16 protein-coding genes, 1 other RNA gene and 1 pseudogene are annotated in these 16,172 nt (G+C 42.2%); 11 read left to right on the plus strand and 7 right to left on the minus strand.

Translation table 11 applies throughout. The features are described from left to right. Window position 1: 1 nt before the first annotated feature. The 3 genes from J2755_RS00365 to J2755_RS00375 all read left to right on the plus strand — a co-directional run bounded on the left by J2755_RS00365 (window position 2) and on the right by J2755_RS00375 (window position 2,581). Window positions 2-1,249 carry a (Fe-S)-binding protein gene (locus tag J2755_RS00365; RefSeq protein WP_209677920.1) on the plus strand — a complete coding sequence of 416 codons (1,248 nt, stop codon included), beginning with the start codon at window positions 2-4 and terminating at the stop codon, window positions 1,247-1,249. Window positions 1,250-1,314: 65 nt separating this feature from the next. After that, window positions 1,315-1,950 carry a DUF116 domain-containing protein gene (locus tag J2755_RS00370; RefSeq protein ID WP_209677933.1) on the plus strand — a complete coding sequence of 212 codons (636 nt, stop codon included), beginning with the start codon at window positions 1,315-1,317 and terminating at the stop codon, window positions 1,948-1,950. Beyond that, window positions 1,943-2,581 (plus strand): DUF116 domain-containing protein, encoded by a 639-nt coding sequence (locus J2755_RS00375; protein ID WP_209677936.1) that lies wholly within the window; start codon window positions 1,943-1,945, stop codon window positions 2,579-2,581. Before J2755_RS00370 ends, J2755_RS00375 begins: the two co-directional genes overlap by 8 nt. Here J2755_RS00375 and rnpB read toward each other — a convergent pair. The 3 genes from rnpB to J2755_RS00390 form a co-directional block, all read right to left on the minus strand. Then, window positions 2,576-2,923: RNase P RNA component (gene rnpB, locus J2755_RS00380), an RNA gene on the minus strand. The two genes, J2755_RS00375 and rnpB, sit on opposite strands and share 6 nt — an antisense overlap. A gap of 48 nt (window positions 2,924-2,971) precedes the next feature. Beyond that, on the minus strand, window positions 2,972-3,391 hold the full coding sequence (msrB, locus tag J2755_RS00385; protein WP_209679813.1) for a peptide-methionine (R)-S-oxide reductase MsrB: 420 nt from the start codon (window positions 3,389-3,391) through the stop codon (window positions 2,972-2,974). A 120-nt stretch (window positions 3,392-3,511) separates the two neighbouring features. Then, a complete protein-coding gene (locus J2755_RS00390; protein ID WP_209677939.1) occupies window positions 3,512-3,952 on the minus strand; it encodes a universal stress protein in 441 nt (146 codons plus the stop codon). Window positions 3,953-4,048: 96 nt separating this feature from the next. Here J2755_RS00390 and J2755_RS00395 point away from each other — a divergent pair, with 96 nt between their 5' ends. The 8 genes and pseudogenes from J2755_RS00395 (at window position 4,049) to J2755_RS00430 (ending at window position 11,135) form a co-directional block, all read left to right on the plus strand. Then, complete coding sequence (locus J2755_RS00395) at window positions 4,049-4,759, plus strand: ABC transporter ATP-binding protein (RefSeq protein ID WP_209677942.1); 711 nt, start codon at window positions 4,049-4,051, stop codon at window positions 4,757-4,759. A gap of 6 nt (window positions 4,760-4,765) precedes the next feature. Continuing rightward, window positions 4,766-5,440 carry a heme exporter protein CcmB gene (locus J2755_RS00400; protein ID WP_245312573.1) on the plus strand — a complete coding sequence of 225 codons (675 nt, stop codon included), beginning with the start codon at window positions 4,766-4,768 and terminating at the stop codon, window positions 5,438-5,440. A 56-nt stretch (window positions 5,441-5,496) separates the two neighbouring features. Beyond that, complete coding sequence (locus J2755_RS00405) at window positions 5,497-6,198, plus strand: cytochrome c biogenesis protein (protein ID WP_209677945.1); 702 nt, start codon at window positions 5,497-5,499, stop codon at window positions 6,196-6,198. A 50-nt stretch (window positions 6,199-6,248) separates the two neighbouring features. Next, entirely contained in the window at window positions 6,249-7,337 is a 1,089-nt protein-coding gene (locus J2755_RS00410; protein ID WP_209679819.1) for an NADH:flavin oxidoreductase, read from the plus strand. Between the two features lie 68 nt (window positions 7,338-7,405). Beyond that, window positions 7,406-8,062: an SAM-dependent methyltransferase gene (locus tag J2755_RS00415; RefSeq protein WP_209677949.1), complete on the plus strand. Its 657-nt coding sequence runs from the start codon at window positions 7,406-7,408 to the stop codon at window positions 8,060-8,062. 14 nt (window positions 8,063-8,076) lie between these two features. Continuing rightward, window positions 8,077-8,655, plus strand: a pseudogene (locus J2755_RS00420) (DUF2119 family protein). Window positions 8,656-8,996: 341 nt separating this feature from the next. Beyond that, the gene (locus tag J2755_RS00425) at window positions 8,997-9,203 is read left to right on the plus strand and encodes a hypothetical protein (RefSeq protein WP_209677952.1); all 207 of its coding nucleotides are present in this window, start codon (window positions 8,997-8,999) and stop codon (window positions 9,201-9,203) included. Window positions 9,204-9,545: 342 nt separating this feature from the next. Further along, complete coding sequence (locus tag J2755_RS00430) at window positions 9,546-11,135, plus strand: PAS domain-containing sensor histidine kinase (RefSeq protein WP_209677956.1); 1,590 nt, start codon at window positions 9,546-9,548, stop codon at window positions 11,133-11,135. A 176-nt stretch (window positions 11,136-11,311) separates the two neighbouring features. Here the strand turns inward: J2755_RS00430 and J2755_RS00435 are convergent, their stop codons facing one another. The 4 genes from J2755_RS00435 to cfbB form a co-directional block, all read right to left on the minus strand. Continuing rightward, window positions 11,312-11,503 (minus strand): TRAM domain-containing protein, encoded by a 192-nt coding sequence (locus tag J2755_RS00435; RefSeq protein ID WP_209677958.1) that lies wholly within the window; start codon window positions 11,501-11,503, stop codon window positions 11,312-11,314. 295 nt (window positions 11,504-11,798) lie between these two features. After that, the gene (gene thsA / locus J2755_RS00440; RefSeq protein WP_209677959.1) at window positions 11,799-13,418 is read right to left on the minus strand and encodes a thermosome subunit alpha; all 1,620 of its coding nucleotides are present in this window, start codon (window positions 13,416-13,418) and stop codon (window positions 11,799-11,801) included. 169 nt (window positions 13,419-13,587) lie between these two features. Further along, the gene (gene endA / locus J2755_RS00445) at window positions 13,588-14,643 is read right to left on the minus strand and encodes a tRNA-intron lyase (RefSeq protein WP_209677961.1); all 1,056 of its coding nucleotides are present in this window, start codon (window positions 14,641-14,643) and stop codon (window positions 13,588-13,590) included. 75 nt (window positions 14,644-14,718) lie between these two features. Beyond that, the gene (gene cfbB / locus J2755_RS00450; RefSeq protein WP_245312575.1) at window positions 14,719-16,164 is read right to left on the minus strand and encodes a Ni-sirohydrochlorin a,c-diamide synthase; all 1,446 of its coding nucleotides are present in this window, start codon (window positions 16,162-16,164) and stop codon (window positions 14,719-14,721) included. Window positions 16,165-16,172 lie beyond the last annotated feature (8 nt).

The raw sequence follows: 16,172 nt of genomic DNA on the forward strand, positions 1-16,172 counted from the left end.
TATGGTACGAGATTCACCATCTATTAATACAAACAACATGACCGCAGTGCAACTCATGGAACTTGATGCATGCAGCCGCTGTGGTGAATGTGTAAACTGGTGTCCAACATACGATGCTTCCGGAGAAGATCCGGGACTTGCACCAAGGGACAAGATTCTCCGCTGGAGAGAATACATGAACAAGTCCTACGGTCTCAGGGCAAAACTGTTCGGTCCGAAAAAGATTTCCGAGGACGAGATTGAACAGTTCAAGGATGATGTCTATGGCTGTACAACCTGTGGTATGTGTGCCACAGTTTGTGAATCAGCTATCAACACAATCGAACTCTGGGAATCCATGCGTGCTAACCTCGTAAAACGTGGAAATGGTCCATACGGCAAGCAGGGAATGTTCGTCAAACTCATTGGTGAGTACGGCAACCCGTACATGGCCGACAAAAAAGACAGGCTTAGCTGGATTCCTGATGATGTCGTAATCGAAGACGAAGCCGAAATCCTTTACTTCGGTGGTTGTACAGCAGAACTCCGCCAGAAAAAGCTTGCATTTGCAACAGCCCGTGTTCTCAACAAACTCGGCATTAAGTTCACAATGCTTGGTGAGGATGAGGTATGCTGCAGTTCCGCACTTGTAAGGACAGGTCAGTACGAGATTGACGATATTGCCCGCAAGGCTGCAAAAGCTAATGTTGAGGGTATCAAAAAGAAAGGCGCAAAGAAAGTATTGTACGCATGTGCAGGATGTTTCCGTGCCTCAAAGGTTGACTGGCCAAGGCTTCTTGGCGAAGACCTTCCTTTCGAAGTTGTTCACATCACAGAGTTCCTTTCAGATCTTATCAAACAGGGTAAAGTACAGTGGAAGGATTCAGTCGACAAGACAGTTACATACCACGACCCATGCCACCTTGGACGCCACGTTGGTGTTTTCGATGCACCAAGGCATGTCCTGCGGAGCATTCCAGGTATAAAGTTCGTTGAAATGGACAGGATCAAAGACAACCAGCGCTGCTGTGGAGCAGGCGGTGGTGTAAAAGCAGGTATTCCTGATCTTGCACTTGGAATTGCATCAAGCCGTGTTGAAGATGCACTTGCTAAGAAACCTGACATTCTTTCAAGCGCATGTCCATTCTGTAAGAGAAACCTCTCCGACGGCAGGGATGCAGTAAAAGCAGAGGATCTTGAAGTGGAAGATGTTATTGTCCTGACTGCCCGTGCAATGGGCATAAACCTCGATGACTGTGTAGAAGAGTAATTCTTCTACATTCCATCTTTTTTTTTATTGTTAATTATAAATATACAGCACTGCATTTCATTTCCATGGAAATTCCCTACGAACTTCTGGGAAGAATATTCGTTTATGGCGCTATTGCAGCATTTGTTGGGTTGGTATTTGCTTTAATTCTTGGAGCGTACAGCTTTAAGAAACGTAAAATCCTCCTGCCAAATTTTGTTCTCTTTATTCTCTATATGTTCTATTCTCCGGCAAAATGGATTTGCCGCTCTTTTCAGATACGGGAAACCCTTGTGGATGAAATCCTGATAGAAGTGCGCAATGCAGTCATGCGTAACGCTTTCATCCATAACAAGGGAAAAAAAGTTCTCTTTCTGCCGCAATGTCTCAGGCATGGTGATTGCAGTGCAAAATGTCATCCTATTTTTGGATATGAATGTAAGCAATGCGGGAAATGTTCTATCGGGAAAATCAGTAATGCTGCACATGAAAAAGGCTTTTCAGCATTTGTAATTCCGGGTGGCAGCTTTGTAAAGAAAATAGTTAAGCATTGTCAACCTTCTTCATGTATCGGGGTAGCGTGTTACACCGAACTTTCCGAAGCTATGGAAGAAATGTCGTTTATGCCTGTTCAGGGTGTTTGTCTTAAGAAAGACGGATGCTTTGAAACCAGGGTAGATGTTAATGAAGTAATCAAAACTATGGGGTTATGTGATGTATAATTTAATTGGGTACTTGATTATCTGGGCGTTCATAGTATCTGTTATTATCAGTGCTGTGGCTCTTTTCGTGGGCAGGGTGAGTTTGAAAAGGGAAGTCCATATGGCTGGTTTTTTCTCTTCAATACTTGATTTTTTCTACATGCCCCTCAAGTATCTTTTCTGCAAGTTTTCAGACCCGAGGATTCTGGATAAGTGGATGGTTTCCATGAAAAATATTGCACATAAGGGGTCTTTCCTTGAATCATCCAAAAGAATAATGTTTGTTCCCCATTGCATGCGTGCACTGGATTGCCCCGCATCTTCCACACGTTTGGGTATACAGTGTGTGAACTGTGGGAAATGCGATGTGGGGAAACTCAAACAAAAAGCCGAATCTGAAGGCTATGGTTTTTTCATTGTAACAGGTTCATCTTTTGTTGAGCGTATTCTCAGAGGACAGAAAACAGATGGTGTATTCGTAGTCGCATGTAATTATGAAATCAATAAGGGAATGCGTTCTCTGAAAGGCACTAATATACCTATTGTGGGTTTTTCCCTCCTGAATGATGGGTGCTTCAATACCTGCCTCAACTACGATGAAATGCTCATAAAAATACAGGATCTCAAAACCAGTCCTAATGTATGTGAGTGAGGAGAGTAAGCTCCCTTCTGTTGGTGTAAATACACTGGCGGCATTCGGCTTAGCGTCAATAATTCGGGGGGCTATCCAGATGTAGCCTGATCCCCTACTTCCGACTTGCACCCGCGAGGATTCGCCGTTCCAGTCGGATTCCATACGACCTCAGTTTTCCAACATCATCGCATAAGTATGGAACGATATCGTTTCTGTGCCATCATGTAACCGGAGTTACAAGAGTTGGTTCCCCAACTGCCCGAGCTCTCGCCCGACACCCTTTACAGGTGTTCGCGTTTCTGGAGTGGTGGGGAGACTTTCCTCAGACCAATAAGGCCCGGCAGCCGTCCTTCCTCTCTCACATAGGTTGTAGGTATTGTTGATGTTATGATAAACCTATCGTTTGCGTTAACCATCATCAGGGACGAATTTGAGTGCAAGGGAATCAATACAGAAATGCTCTCCGGTGGGTGGAGGTCCGTCATCAAATACATGGCCCAGATGGCTTCCACAGCGGCTGCAGGTAACTTCTGTTCTCTTCATCATAAGACTGTAGTCAGGTACACGTTCGATGTTGTCTTCTGATATCGCTGACCAGAAGCTCGGCCACCCTGTACCGGCATCATATTTTGTCTTTGATGAAAACAGATCCTGCCCGCAGGCTGCACATTTGTAGATTCCAGCTTTATAGTGGTTATCATATTCTCCTGAAAATGGTGCTTCAGTTCCTTTTTGGCGCAAAATATGATATTCTTCCGGCTTCAGACGTTTCTTCCATTCAGCATCGGAAACTCTCTTCCAGTTTTCAGACGTTTCTGATTTCTTAATCTCTTCCACTATATTGCCCCCGGTGCGAACAACCGTGTTTGGTGTGCCGAATGTGTGGTACACGATTGTTCGCAATCATACGAATGACCTATTCCTATATAAAATTGCTCGTTTTGTGATTCAAGGTACTACAAGAACCTGTTTTGCGGAATGCCTGACTACATTTTCAGCAACGCTGCCAAGAAGGAATCGTTTTATTCCTGTTTTTCCAAGTGTGCCCATTACAATGAGGTCGATTCCATTGTTATCAGCATACTCCAGAATGACATCCGTTGGATTCCCTTCGAGAACTGCTGCTTCAACATCAACTCCTACCTTTTTGGCACTATCTTCAACGTACTCGACGGCCTTTGCACCTTCTTCCTGTAAGTGCTCCTTAAACGATTCTGCCCAACTGGCTCCTCGTGATGCTATTCCGATACTGACCCCTGGGACTACGTAAACCCCAAAAAGCTGTGCTCTGGTTGCACGGGCAAGTTCAACAGCCCAGTCAACGGCATTCTTTACATTCTCAGAGCCATCGGTAGCTATCAGTATTCGTTTGTAACTTTCTGCACCCATGAGTATTCCCCAATTATAATGGTTTTTTTGAGAACTTATTGTTTTTGCTAAATCAGCATCCAAATCTTAATTTATCGCGAACTCTATTCTTAGGTGATGGATGATTTGATTGTTGCAAAGGCTCTCGCAAAAAACTATGGGCGGATAACTGCAGTTGATAACATAGACCTGCGCATCAGGGCCGGAGAATTTGTTGCAATCACAGGTCCCAACGGGGCGGGGAAGTCCACGTTACTCAAGTTGCTTTCTGCAAGACTTCATCCATCGAGTGGTGAAATTCTGATTAATGGAATATCTCTTTCAGATGATGAAATGGGTATAAGGAAAGAATTCGGGGTTTTATCCCATGAATCATACCTATACGATGAACTCAATGCCATTGAAAACCTGCATTTTTTCGGGAACCTCTACGATCTGGAAGGCATGCAACTTGAAGACCAGATTGAAATGCTTCTTGATGAAACCGGTTTATGGAAGCGTGCCACAGACCGTGTAAGCACTTATTCCCGTGGCATGAAGCAGCGCCTGTCCTTTGCCCGGGCTCTTATTCATGATCCAGGTGTTCTTTTTCTGGACGAGCCATTCAGTGGCCTTGATCCGGGTGCTTCGAAAATAATGGAACAACTCCTTGTCAGGAAATCCACAACCACAAGATTGCTGGTTACCCACAATATTGATTTCGCAATATCCATTTGCGATCGTATACTTGTGATGGATTCCGGAAAACTGGTAGCTGATTTTGAATCAAAAGACGAATCAGTCAGAGAAACAATTGCGCAGATATGCGGCATCAATGGCTGTGTCTGAGGTGAAATGGTGATCAAAGCTTTACACATAGCTGCAAAGGATTTCCGTATAGAAGCCCGGGCAAAGGAACTGTTAAATTCCATGCTCCTGTTTTCGTTCCTTGTGCTGGTGGTATTCAGCATAGCTTTTTCCGAACTGACTGCATCTTCAGGCGATGTTGCAATGCTTGCAGCCGGTGTTTTGTGGATTTGTTTTGTCTTTGCCGGAACACTTGGTTTTTCCCGTGCTTTTGCATCTGAAACACAAAACGGAGCAATCCAGGCACTGAAAATATGTCCAGTTTCCCCGATTTCAATCTATCTTGGAAAGGTAATTTTTACCGTTTCAATAATGCTGATTGTAGAGATAATCACGGTTATCCTCTTTTCAATCCTTTTTACCTTCCCGGTCTTTTCACCTCTTTTTGTCCTCATCGTAATAGGAGGTACCATTGGTTTTGCTTCAGTAGGTGTTTTACTCTCAGCTCTTGTCCAGAATATTCGGGCAAAGGAAATCATGCTTCCTGTTCTTCTCCTACCTTTACTGGTGCCTGTGCTGATTCCCGCCGTGTCTGCAACATCTGCGGTATTGCAGGGTGATGGCCTGGGTGCAATTACCACTTATTTGAGGATACTGTTTGTTTACGACATAGTTTTCCTGGCGGTTGCTTCACTTGTATTCGAATACGTGATTGAGGATTAACAATTAATATAGTTGCAATATATTCTAGGATAAATCCTGTCATGGCTGGTAAAATCATGAATTATGGAAAATATGAACGCATTATGGCTTTGCTTTCGGGAATCCTGATAGCAGTTGCCATATACTCGGTGTTTTTCATGCTTCCTGTAATGAAAGACGAGTCAGGAAATGTCCTTGACCAGTCCTTCAATATTTTCTATTTCCACATGCCAATTGCGATTCTTTCTTATCTCGCTTTTGCAGTTGTATTCATAGCAAGTATCCAATACCTGAGAACACGTGACGTTTCATGGGATATACTGGCAAAGTCGTCCGCCGAAATTGGGTTAGTATTTGCTTTTCTTGTATTGGCAACTGGTTCTATATGGGCCAAGCAGGTTTGGGGCTGGTATTGGGTATGGGAACCACGACTGACGACATCCCTTGTGCTTTTCCTTGTTTATGCGGTTTACCTGCTTCTGCGAAACTCCATTGATGATATGGCAAGTCGTGCACGTTTGTCTTCGGTTTTCGGGATTGCCGGGTTTGCGTCAGTGCCTCTTAGTTTCTTTTCCATAAGGTTGTGGAGGAGTGCACATCCACTGATGTTTGGTGATGCACTTTACGGGCAAAGTGGAGGTGGACTCGAAGGTAGTACTTTGCAATTTGTTCTTCTTATAAATTTTGCAGCATTTATCTCGCTTTATGTTACGTTACTCATTTACAAACTGGGCAATGAGCATCTCCGGGAATCCCTTGAGGAATTGAAGAATTCCTGAACGTTGCATCCTGCAAAAACATTTTTATTATGCATGTTATCATTAAGAGCATGCTTTTTGAACCCATCAAACTAGGTAGCCTTGAAGTGCCGAATAGGTTTGTCAGATCCGCAACCAACGAATGGCTTGCAGAAGATGACGGCACCCCAACAACTGCCATTGTTGAGATGTATGAGGAACTTGCCCGCAATGACGTAGGCCTGATTATCACAGGATACTCCTATGTGAATCCTCGGGGCAAAAGCAATGAAAAGCAGCAGGGTATCTACGCTGACAGGTTCATCACTCCTTATCACGAAATAACTTCCGTTGTTCACAAATACGGCAGCAAGATAATTGCCCAGATTGTTCATGGAGGACGACAGTCCCTTGTAAGGAATGACACTGTTCTCCTTGGTCCTTCAGTTGTAAAAGATGAAACTTCAGGGAAAACGCCTGTTGAAATGACGGAAGCAGATATCTTACAAACAATTGAGGATTTTGTAGAAGCTGCAAGACGTACAAAAGAAGCCGGGTTTGATGGTGTACAGCTTCATTGTGCACATGGTTTCCTTCTGAGCAGTTTTATTTCCCCTTATACTAACCAACGTACTGATCAGTGGGGTGGATCTGTGGAGAACCGCACGCGTATAATTGTAGAAATTGTTGAAGGAATACAGGAGCGTGTAGGCTCAGATTATCCTATAATGGTTAAGATGAACGCAACCGATGGTTTTGATATGTACTCCGGGAAAATAGGGCTTGATGCCCCGGAATGCGTGGAAATTGCCGCAATTCTCGAGGAAGCAGGAATATGTGCAATCGAAGTCAGCGGTGGAATCTTTGAGGCAGGGGATGTGATGTCACAGCCGGATATCGATTCCGAGGATAAGGAAGCGTATTTCAGGCGTTATGCAAAAATGATCAAAGATACGGTGAATATTCCTATCATTCTGGTAGGCGGAATCCGCTCCAGGAATGTCATGGACCATGTTCTGAAAGTTTATGCTGACATGGTGTCAATGAGCCGTCCATTTATTTGCGAGCCGGATCTGGTGCGAAAAATAAGAGATGGAGCACCTTCTGTGAAGTGTGTTTCCTGCAATCTTTGTTTTGATCCGGAAGGAATAAAGTGCCATTATTTTTCCACTGAAAAATAATACTTCCATTTGGAAAATGGTCCCTGTTTGCTGTAGCTATTTATAGGAGGGGCCATATTCAGCTAACGATGAGACTCGATTCCTATCTTGTAGAGACCGGTATTTTCAGTTCACGTGGAAGGGCCAAGAAAGCTATTTCCAACGGTGAAGTAAAAGTAGATGGTGCGGTGGTCACCAAGACCTCAAAGGATGTTTCTACAGGTAATTCTATAGAGGTTACCGAAGGACTGGACAAACCTGAAGGTTACTTCAAACTGCAGTCCATTCAGGAAAAAACAGGAATTCTTGAAGCCGAAGATCTGGTTCTTGATCTTGGTTCAAGTGCAGGTGGTTTCATAATGTATGCTTCCGGAATTGCTGGTCACATAACAGGGGTTGAGTTCAGCAAACACTTCCGCTCAGAATTGGGTAAGCTTGCTTATGAGAACGAGAATGTGGATGTCATTTTCGGGGATGTCTTTTCTATTCCCCTTGAGGAGCTTTCTGAGACCCCAGTAGACGTGATTCTCTCTGACATGACTCTGGAACCAGCTGATTCCCTTGAGGCGCTTGAGCGTGTACTTCCACTCCTGAAGGAAGGGGGAAAACTGCTTCAGGTCCTGAAGATAGATCGGGCAAGAACCCATAAAGGGTGGCTTAAAAAAATGGAAGCTATGGGATTGTCCATAGTTGATGTTATTGAACCCCAAAAACGTGAAATCTACATTTTTGCAAGGAAAGAATGACGGAGGTATAATCCGTGTTTTCCCGGATTTATGGCAAAGGAAGACCATTCAGGCTGTTTGTGGCAGGGTTGCACGGCAATGAATGGAAAGATACTTCCCGTCTACTTATGTCCCTGCAACCTCCTTCTAAAGGCACTTTAATGCTCGTTCCCCTGATCAACAAGGAGCGTTATGTATCCACACTTGATTCACGCTACTACGGCGGGCCCGGCAGGCATATTGCCGAATTAATTGACACCTACAATCCAGAGGTTTACGTGGAATTCCATTCCTACAGGAAGGAGAATTTCGATCACCTCACCGGAATGGACAGGATAAATCATACCGGCGTACCTGCTTACAGTGTACTCGAACAAGGTGTTTTGGTAGGTTCGGTTTCCCCGAATATACGCCTGAGTTTTCCACCTGAAGCCCTTTGCCTGTCTTTTGAAATGGAAAAAGGCAATCCTGAATCCGGGTAGCTTGCTCTTGGAATGCTGGATTCAGTCAAAGAATGCAGTGATAGGGACGGGTTCATTAATTTCATGCTGGGGAAGTATCCAAAGCAGGCACATAAGGCTATGGAAGATTACAGGAATTTTTATGGTTTGTGAAGTTTGGCTTTGAATCATTTTTGAACAAACCTTAGGGTACGAAACAATCTACCTCACTATCATAAATAATGATGGTTTCATACTTAGTAGTAAGTATGCGGAGTGAATCCTGGCTCCCTTCCGCTCGATGCGTTCCTTTTGGGATCAATGTCACTTTGTGTTCACCCCACAAAACACGTGGCATGATCACTCCGCTGCTGTCTTTAGTTTAGATATTTTTTCTGTTTTTCATCGGACTTTAGGTCAGGTCAAAGAGTCAGACTTTCATATTCCAAAAGCATATAAAATTTAAATGCATTTTATTATTGGGGTAATTGTCTAATCATCTGGTGTGTGGGCGTATGGAACGAATTCACGATTTTTCATGGAAGAAATGTGGTGAATTATGCGAAAAACATCATGAAGGCATCATTGCAATCCCTCTTTCGCTGCAGAAAAAGGATCCTCATTCATATGCGCTTGAGCAAATAAAGGCCGACATGATAGTTGACAGCTTTAAATACAGAATCGCAAAAATGGTTTCTGAGGATAGGGCTGGAAAGGATTGAACATATTTGTGTAATTCCACTTGAAACTTAGTATTATGAAGATATTTCCATAGGCAGCTGAGCTTTGAATTAGTTTCGTTGTAGTTAGTATAACTGAACCCTGTGGAAGATTTTATAATATGATCTATGTTTTTGAAATATATATTTCTATTTTATTTAATTGATTATCATGTGTACTAACTTGATATGAGTCATTTTCCAGCTTTGTTAAAAGGACTGTGGTTTTATAGCAGTCAATTATATGAATCTTTATATAATTTAAATTCAATTATTTAGTTGCATTTGAGAACCTCAAAATGCCGATAATAATATCTAATTATATTTTGTTTTGGGAGCTATTCGATGTCTTTGAATTCTGAAGTAGCGGATGATCAAAAGGTCAAAAATTTCCGTTCTGTTGAATCTAGTAGTTCAGAGCAAAGCAACGACGACCTTTTTAGTTTGAGCCCTCAATATGAAATGTTTTCTACACTTGCAGAAAGCATAAGTGATGCCGCTATTCTTATTGACAATTTGGGAATGATTAATTACTGGAACTCAGCTGCTGAAGCAATTTTTGGTTTTTTTCGGGAAGAAGTTTCAGGAAGGAAATTCCATGAGCTTTTCTATTTAGATGAACAGCGAACCCAATTCCAGTACTCACTTGATGTTTTTTCGGAATCTGGATCTTTAGAGGATCTTGAAAAAACCATAGGCTTGGAATTAAAAACGAAATCTGGAAATATTGTTCCATTCAACTTGTCGCTTTCTTCAATACCGGTATCAGATGAATCTACAAACATTCTTGTCGTTTTTCATGATCTTTCAGATAGAAAAAGATTTGAAATTGTTGAAAAAGAAGAGCAAAAGAAGTTTCGGGCAATTATGGAATCTTCCCTATCGGGTTTTATTCTGATTGATGCAGAATCCAAAAAAATCCTGGATGTAAACACTACCGCTCAAAAAATGATAGGTCTTCAGAAAGATGAAATACTGGGACACGTCTGTCATAAATTTATATGTCCTGCTGATAAAGGCAGTTGTCCTGTTGTTGATCTCCATAAGAAAGTTGACCGTTCTGAACGCATCATGCTAACAGAACGTGGTGAGTTGCCAATATATAAATCAGTTAAGCCTTTTTACTACAACGGAAGACAAGTGCTTCTGGAGAGCTTTTTTGATATTTCTGGCTTTAAGAAAGCAGAAGAAACTTTGGTTGAAGCAAAAATTGCAGCTGAAAACGCAAGCCGGGCAAAATCTGAATTCCTTGCAAACATGAGCCATGAGTTGCGAACACCTCTCAATTCAGTTATTGGTTTCTCAGAAGTCCTGGCGGATGGAACCTTTGGGAATTTGAATCAGAAACAAAATCGATACGTTAGCAATATATCCGGAAGTGGAAAACATTTGTTGGGCCTTATTAACAATATCCTTGACATTTCCAAAATTGAAGCTAACAAAATGGAATTTGAGCCTGAAGTATTTAGTGTACCTGAATGCTGTAATGATGTCATGGCCCTAATTTATCCCTTGGCAAAGAAGAAATCCATTAATCTCAAAATGAATTTGGGGTGTCAAGGTGCTGATATATATGCCGACAGGACGAAAATGAAACAGATCATGTATAATATTCTTGGAAACGCTATCAAGTTTACACCTGAAAAAGGGGATGTATCTGTTGAAACAAAAATAATTGATGGAACATTTCAGGTTTCAATTTCTGATAGTGGAATCGGAATCTCTGAAGACGACCAATCAATCCTGTTTGAACCTTTTATGCAAATCAGTCCATCCAGCAGCCGTGAGTTTGGTGGGACTGGCTTAGGGCTTGCCCTGGTAAAAGAATATATTGAAATGCATGGCGGGAGAATCTGGGTTGAAAGTGAAATCGGGAAAGGAAGTACTTTCATTTTCAAAATACCTCATCATGCTCTACCCCTTCAGGAAAGTTGAGATTTTGATCCTGCCACAAGCCTGTTTTAAATTATCGAACTATTTTTTCAGAGTATGGAATACATTGATGGAAAAAAATTCAATTATTCAAGTTGAAAATTAGACAGCGGAATAAAAAAAGTAGTATGGAAAACCAATGACTTGATTTTCCAGTTGCGTGTTAAACAATAAAAGTATTAAACTACTTCAGCAAATGCGAATTTCTGGGTAACTTTTGTGACGTTGATTGTCACTTCGTCGCCCACAGATGTGTCAGGTACAAAGATTACAAACCCTTCGATACGGGCAATGCCGTCGCCTTTCTTTGCAATGTCTTCAATTGTTACTTCGTAGGTTTCCCCAGCTTCTACTGGAGCACTTGTATCCATGTTGTTAAACAAATATTTCACGTCCTTTAGGTATGAGCTTAAAAAGAAAAATACTGCTTGTTTAAACATACGAAAAAATAGTAAATACTGTTACGGTAATACCATCTAGACCTATTATTAATCAAAGTAATTTTAACCTCTAAAAGCACTCCTACAAAGGAGAGATGCTTTATATATCTTTTTGTCTGGGCAAGGTCGATCTAGATCTAAGAAAATGCTGAGATTGAACCCTAAAAAGGAAAAAAGAGATCTCCACGCAGTCGCATGAAGATTTTGAAAATATTTTAACATGCCATCAGTATGGCATGTTATAGTTGTGAATGTTGTGTTCCGGCCTGACATCCATCATGGATTTTCTCTGGGCACGCATCATGTCATCGACCCTGAGGACCATTGTTGCCACTTCGGATGCTGAAAGAATTGCCTGTGTTTTAACCCTGAGGGGGTCTACAATTCCAGCTTCAGCCATATCTTTTACGTCACCACTGTAAACATCGAAACCTGAGTTTGCGTTCTCAAGGTGTGCAGCGTGAAGTTTCAGGATGATATCCATTCCTTCAAAACCTGCGTTATCTGCGATTGCTCTTGGAACAGTTTCAACAGCGTCTGCAAATGCAGCAATAGCGAGTTGTTCTCTTCCACCAATGGAAGAGGCGTATTCCCTGAGTTTCTGGGCAACTTCCATCTCGGAAGCTCCACCGCCGGCGACGATTTTTTCATCTTCGTAAACTGCCTTTACAACCCTGAGAGCGTCATCAATTGTTCTTTCCAGATCGTCTGTAACATGGGCTGTGCTTCCCCTGATCCTCATGGTTATTACCTTTGCATTCGGACATTCACTTACAAAGATAGTTGCAGGGTCTGTGTCACCTTCCTGTTCTACTCTTCCGGCTTCACCAAGATCTGATGCCTCGATTTCCTGCGGCCTCTTCATAATCCTTGCACCGGTGGCGTATGACAGGTTTTTCATATCGTCATCGTTAACCCTTCTGATTGCAAAAATTCCTGCTTTCTGAAGGTAGTGTACAGCATGATCGTCAATATTCTTTGTATTGAAGACTGCAGTTGCACCTGCCACAATGATCTTGTCAACAATAGCTTTGACATCTGCATCTTCCTGTGCCAGATAAGCTTCCAGTTCCTCAGGGGTTTCAATCTGAATCTTGGATTTATTTGCAGTCTTTCTGACTTCAAGAGGTATGTCGAGCAAAGCAACTTTTGCATCCTTGACCAGTTTTGGCATTGATGGGTGCAGGCGGGACTTGAACATCATGAGCCCTTCTACGATTTCAGTATCAGAGACTGTTTCACTTGGATCCTGCCTGAGGATGATATTATCGCTAATGTTCATCTTGCCATCCTGGGCTATTTCAAGGGCTGCATCAACACAAATCTTTGCAATTAAATCCCTGTGAGCTTCATTACCTTTGCCGGAAATAGATGTTTTTGCAACGGTTTCAAGCATATCACGGTTTTCGCCAACATCAACTGCGAAGTCATCAAGAATATCAACTGATTTTTCTGCAGCGAGGCTAAATCCTTTTACAAGAATAGTTGGGTGAACGCCTTCCTCAATAAGATCCTCGGCTTTCTCCAATAATGCACCTGCAATGACAACAGCGCTTGTAGTTCCATCTCCTGCAATATCTTCCTGTGTTTTTGCAACTTCCACAATCATCTTAGCAGTAGGGTGCTCGATGTCCATTCCTTTCAAGATCATGGCACCATCGTTTGTAACCACAATATCGCCGATTTCGTTTACAAGCATCTTGTCCATTCCTTTTGGACCAAGCGTTGTTTTTACAATATTAGCAACTGCCTTTGAAGCAGCGATATTCATGGAAAGGGCATCCTTTCCCTGCTTATGTTCTGTGTTTGGATTTATGATATAAACTGGAGAACCTTGTCCTGCCATAGATATGAACCTCCTGATGAATAATCGTTATATGGAGAAAACTAACTGTATATGGTTCTATAAATAGCTTTTGTACGGTCTCTTTCTATTTCCTGAAACCCTATTTTTCAATAAAAATCCGGTCGCTGAAATGCCAGGATATTTGCCTTATTTTACAGGAAAAGTGACTTTACATCTTCTTCCGGCCAATATCAATATAATTAATCTGCTCTCCTTTTTCAACGGCAAATATCATCCTCTTGCGAACGCTGTTTGAGAGCCTTATTGCCCTTGACATCACAGGCAATGAGAATTCATAATTATTCGGAATTGCATGGATAAGGAACTCTGAATGTGGAAGCTTTTCAAGTGATTTCACTTCCTTATAAACCCTGAAATGCGTTCCAAATTTAAAGCCGGTTTTAGGTACAAAACCCAAATTTCTAAGATCAGAATAGGCGGCGAATTTCAGGCTGAAATCTTTTTCAATACTGGAGGCTTTTTCAACGAAAGCGTCGATTCCCAGAATCTCATCGGATTCCATGGAATGTATCTTTAAGACTTCTTCGCTTAACAGGTAACCGCCCTCAACCAGTGACAACTGCAGTCTCTCCTGATCAAGTGGTTTGCCATAAAAACCATTGTTTAAGAGAATTTCAGAAGCAGATTTTTTCCAGATAATAACGCGATCTTCAAGGAAAGTTGCATCAGTGGTAAGTGATGGGTGAGGTTCTTCCATTCCTCCATGAAGCTTACTGCTTTTAACTTCATAGTATGTGATGTCGCTTTCCTCATCGACTACGGCCAGAACAAGCTGCTTGCGCATGTTCTCTGCGGTTTTCAGGGATTGAAGTAGCTCTTTTATTTTCAGGGGAACCCTTTCGGATTGGACGTAAACAAGAATTTTTGCAGGTCCACTTCCCGGGTTGCTGCCTCTGGGATAAACTCTGAAATCAACTGCAGAAGGCTGAACATAATAACCGCGCTCTTTGAGATCTTTGTATACGATATACTTCAGTTCAAAAGCTGGTTCAATTGTTGCTGCTTTCTTGAAAAAATCCCGAAATGCGAGTTTTTTCCCGGATTCACCAATTTCCAGTTTTTCTCGGTAAAGTAAGTATGCAGCTTCAATTAGTGTTAATTCAAGCTTGTTGTCTTTAGGTCTTCCATGGAATCCCTTTTTGTACAACTCTTCAATTGCACTTTTGCCTGCAACAACACGATCTTTTTCTATTTTACCAATCAAAAGCCTGCACCTTCAATTCAGGATTAATTTCTACTGACGTTGTAAGGCTTTAACATTGTTTCCCTTACTTATCATTTACCTGCGCTGTCGATATTCACGCGCAGCTTCGACAAAAGAGGTCGCAAAATACTGGTATGATGCAGCTTCAAGATGCGCATAACAACCAAGGGTATTGTTTACTGTCAAACCATCCCATCCTTCACGGATTCCGGTGCCACGTGTAATACGAATGGCAAATTTCGCATCATCAGGAATGTCTCTAATTTCCGAATGATGGAATTCATGACCAATAAATGACTTCCCTTTCTTCCCGATTGCTGTATCACAATCAAGTGTTCCGTTATTGTAACTGACAACCCTTGCAAGTCCCATGATGGTGTGGCCGGGTAAAGCTCCAACCATTTCGCAGGTATTTTCTGGCATATCTGCCATGTTGTAAGTGCCTTTTCCCTTGACTCCCGTAGTCAGTTTTTCAGTAAGGTATATGAGACCACCACATTCGCCATAAATCGGCATTCCTGCTTTTGATGCTTCAAGAATTTCCTTTCTTATGGATTTGTTTGCTTCCAGTTCTTCTGCAAACAGTTCGGGATACCCTCCACCGATGTAAAGGGCATCAACTTTGGGTAAGCTTTCATCATGAAGCGGGCTGAAATAGGTAAGCTTTGCACCTGCAAGTTCCAGTAATTCAAGATTATTCTGATAATAGAAATTGAATGCCTCATCAAGGGCAACACCAATAGTCACTTTTTCCGTTTTTCCCGAGGCAGCTGTAAATATGGTCTGCTCAGGTTTTGGCAGTTCTGGTGCTTGCTTTGCAATTTCAACAATTTTTTCGAGATTTATTCCGGCACTGACATGATTTTTGATGGCTTCAATTCGGCTGTCGAAATCATCCACTCTCCTGCGTCCTTCGAGTGCTGGTACAAGTCCGAGATGACGCATGGAAATCTGCATTGAATTGTCACGTTTGATGATTCCAAGAACTGGAAGATTTGTGTAGTGTTCAATGGCTTCACTGGATTTCTGCTCATGCCTCTTGTTTCCAACATTATTCAGTATGACTCCTACAATATTGATGTCGGGGTCAAATGATTGGTAGCCGTTTACGATGGCAGCAGCAGATCGAGTAATGCTTCTTGCATTGATAACAAGGATAACAGGACATTTCAGGATTTTTGCAATTTGTGCAGTGCTTCCAATATCGCTCTTGCTTTCCAATCCTTCGTAGAGTCCACGAACGCCTTCAATAACCGCAAGGTCGGCTTTCCCATCCACTTCACAAGCATGGGTAAAAACATCTAGGATGGTATTTTCATCCATAAGGTAACCATCGACGTTACGAGCACGCCTCCCGGTAATCTCTGAGTGGTAGCTGGGATCAATGTAATCCAGTGCCACCTTGAATGGCTGGACATTGTATCCCTTTGATACCAGTGCTGCCAGCAGCCCGGAAACGATAGTGGTTTTCCCGGAAGATGACCTGTCTGCTGATATCAGGATACGTGGGATATCCACCATGGAACTAT

The sequence above is a fragment of the Methanohalophilus levihalophilus genome (genome assembly GCF_017874375.1).
GTDB lineage: Archaea > Halobacteriota > Methanosarcinia > Methanosarcinales > Methanosarcinaceae > Methanohalophilus > Methanohalophilus levihalophilus.

What these genes read in the sequence shown, in the direction of transcription:
- J2755_RS00365 (WP_209677920.1), top strand. Translation starts at nt 2, where the DNA reads ATGGTACGAGATTCACCATCTATTAATACAAACAACATGACCGCAGTG.
- J2755_RS00370 (WP_209677933.1), top strand. Translation starts at nt 1,315, where the DNA reads ATGGAAATTCCCTACGAACTTCTGGGAAGAATATTCGTTTATGGCGCT.
- J2755_RS00375 (WP_209677936.1), top strand. Translation starts at nt 1,943, where the DNA reads ATGTATAATTTAATTGGGTACTTGATTATCTGGGCGTTCATAGTATCT.
- J2755_RS00390 (WP_209677939.1), bottom strand. Translation starts at nt 3,952, where the DNA reads ATGGGTGCAGAAAGTTACAAACGAATACTGATAGCTACCGATGGCTCT.
- J2755_RS00395 (WP_209677942.1), top strand. Translation starts at nt 4,049, where the DNA reads ATGGATGATTTGATTGTTGCAAAGGCTCTCGCAAAAAACTATGGGCGG.
- J2755_RS00400 (WP_245312573.1), top strand. Translation starts at nt 4,766, where the DNA reads ATGGTGATCAAAGCTTTACACATAGCTGCAAAGGATTTCCGTATAGAA.
- J2755_RS00405 (WP_209677945.1), top strand. Translation starts at nt 5,497, where the DNA reads ATGAATTATGGAAAATATGAACGCATTATGGCTTTGCTTTCGGGAATC.
- J2755_RS00410 (WP_209679819.1), top strand. Translation starts at nt 6,249, where the DNA reads ATGCTTTTTGAACCCATCAAACTAGGTAGCCTTGAAGTGCCGAATAGG.
- J2755_RS00415 (WP_209677949.1), top strand. Translation starts at nt 7,406, where the DNA reads ATGAGACTCGATTCCTATCTTGTAGAGACCGGTATTTTCAGTTCACGT.
- J2755_RS00425 (WP_209677952.1), top strand. Translation starts at nt 8,997, where the DNA reads ATGGAACGAATTCACGATTTTTCATGGAAGAAATGTGGTGAATTATGC.
- J2755_RS00430 (WP_209677956.1), top strand. Translation starts at nt 9,546, where the DNA reads ATGTCTTTGAATTCTGAAGTAGCGGATGATCAAAAGGTCAAAAATTTC.
- J2755_RS00435 (WP_209677958.1), bottom strand. Translation starts at nt 11,503, where the DNA reads ATGGATACAAGTGCTCCAGTAGAAGCTGGGGAAACCTACGAAGTAACA.
- thsA (WP_209677959.1), bottom strand. Translation starts at nt 13,418, where the DNA reads ATGGCAGGACAAGGTTCTCCAGTTTATATCATAAATCCAAACACAGAA.
- cfbB (WP_245312575.1), bottom strand. Translation starts at nt 16,164, where the DNA reads ATGGTGGATATCCCACGTATCCTGATATCAGCAGACAGGTCATCTTCC.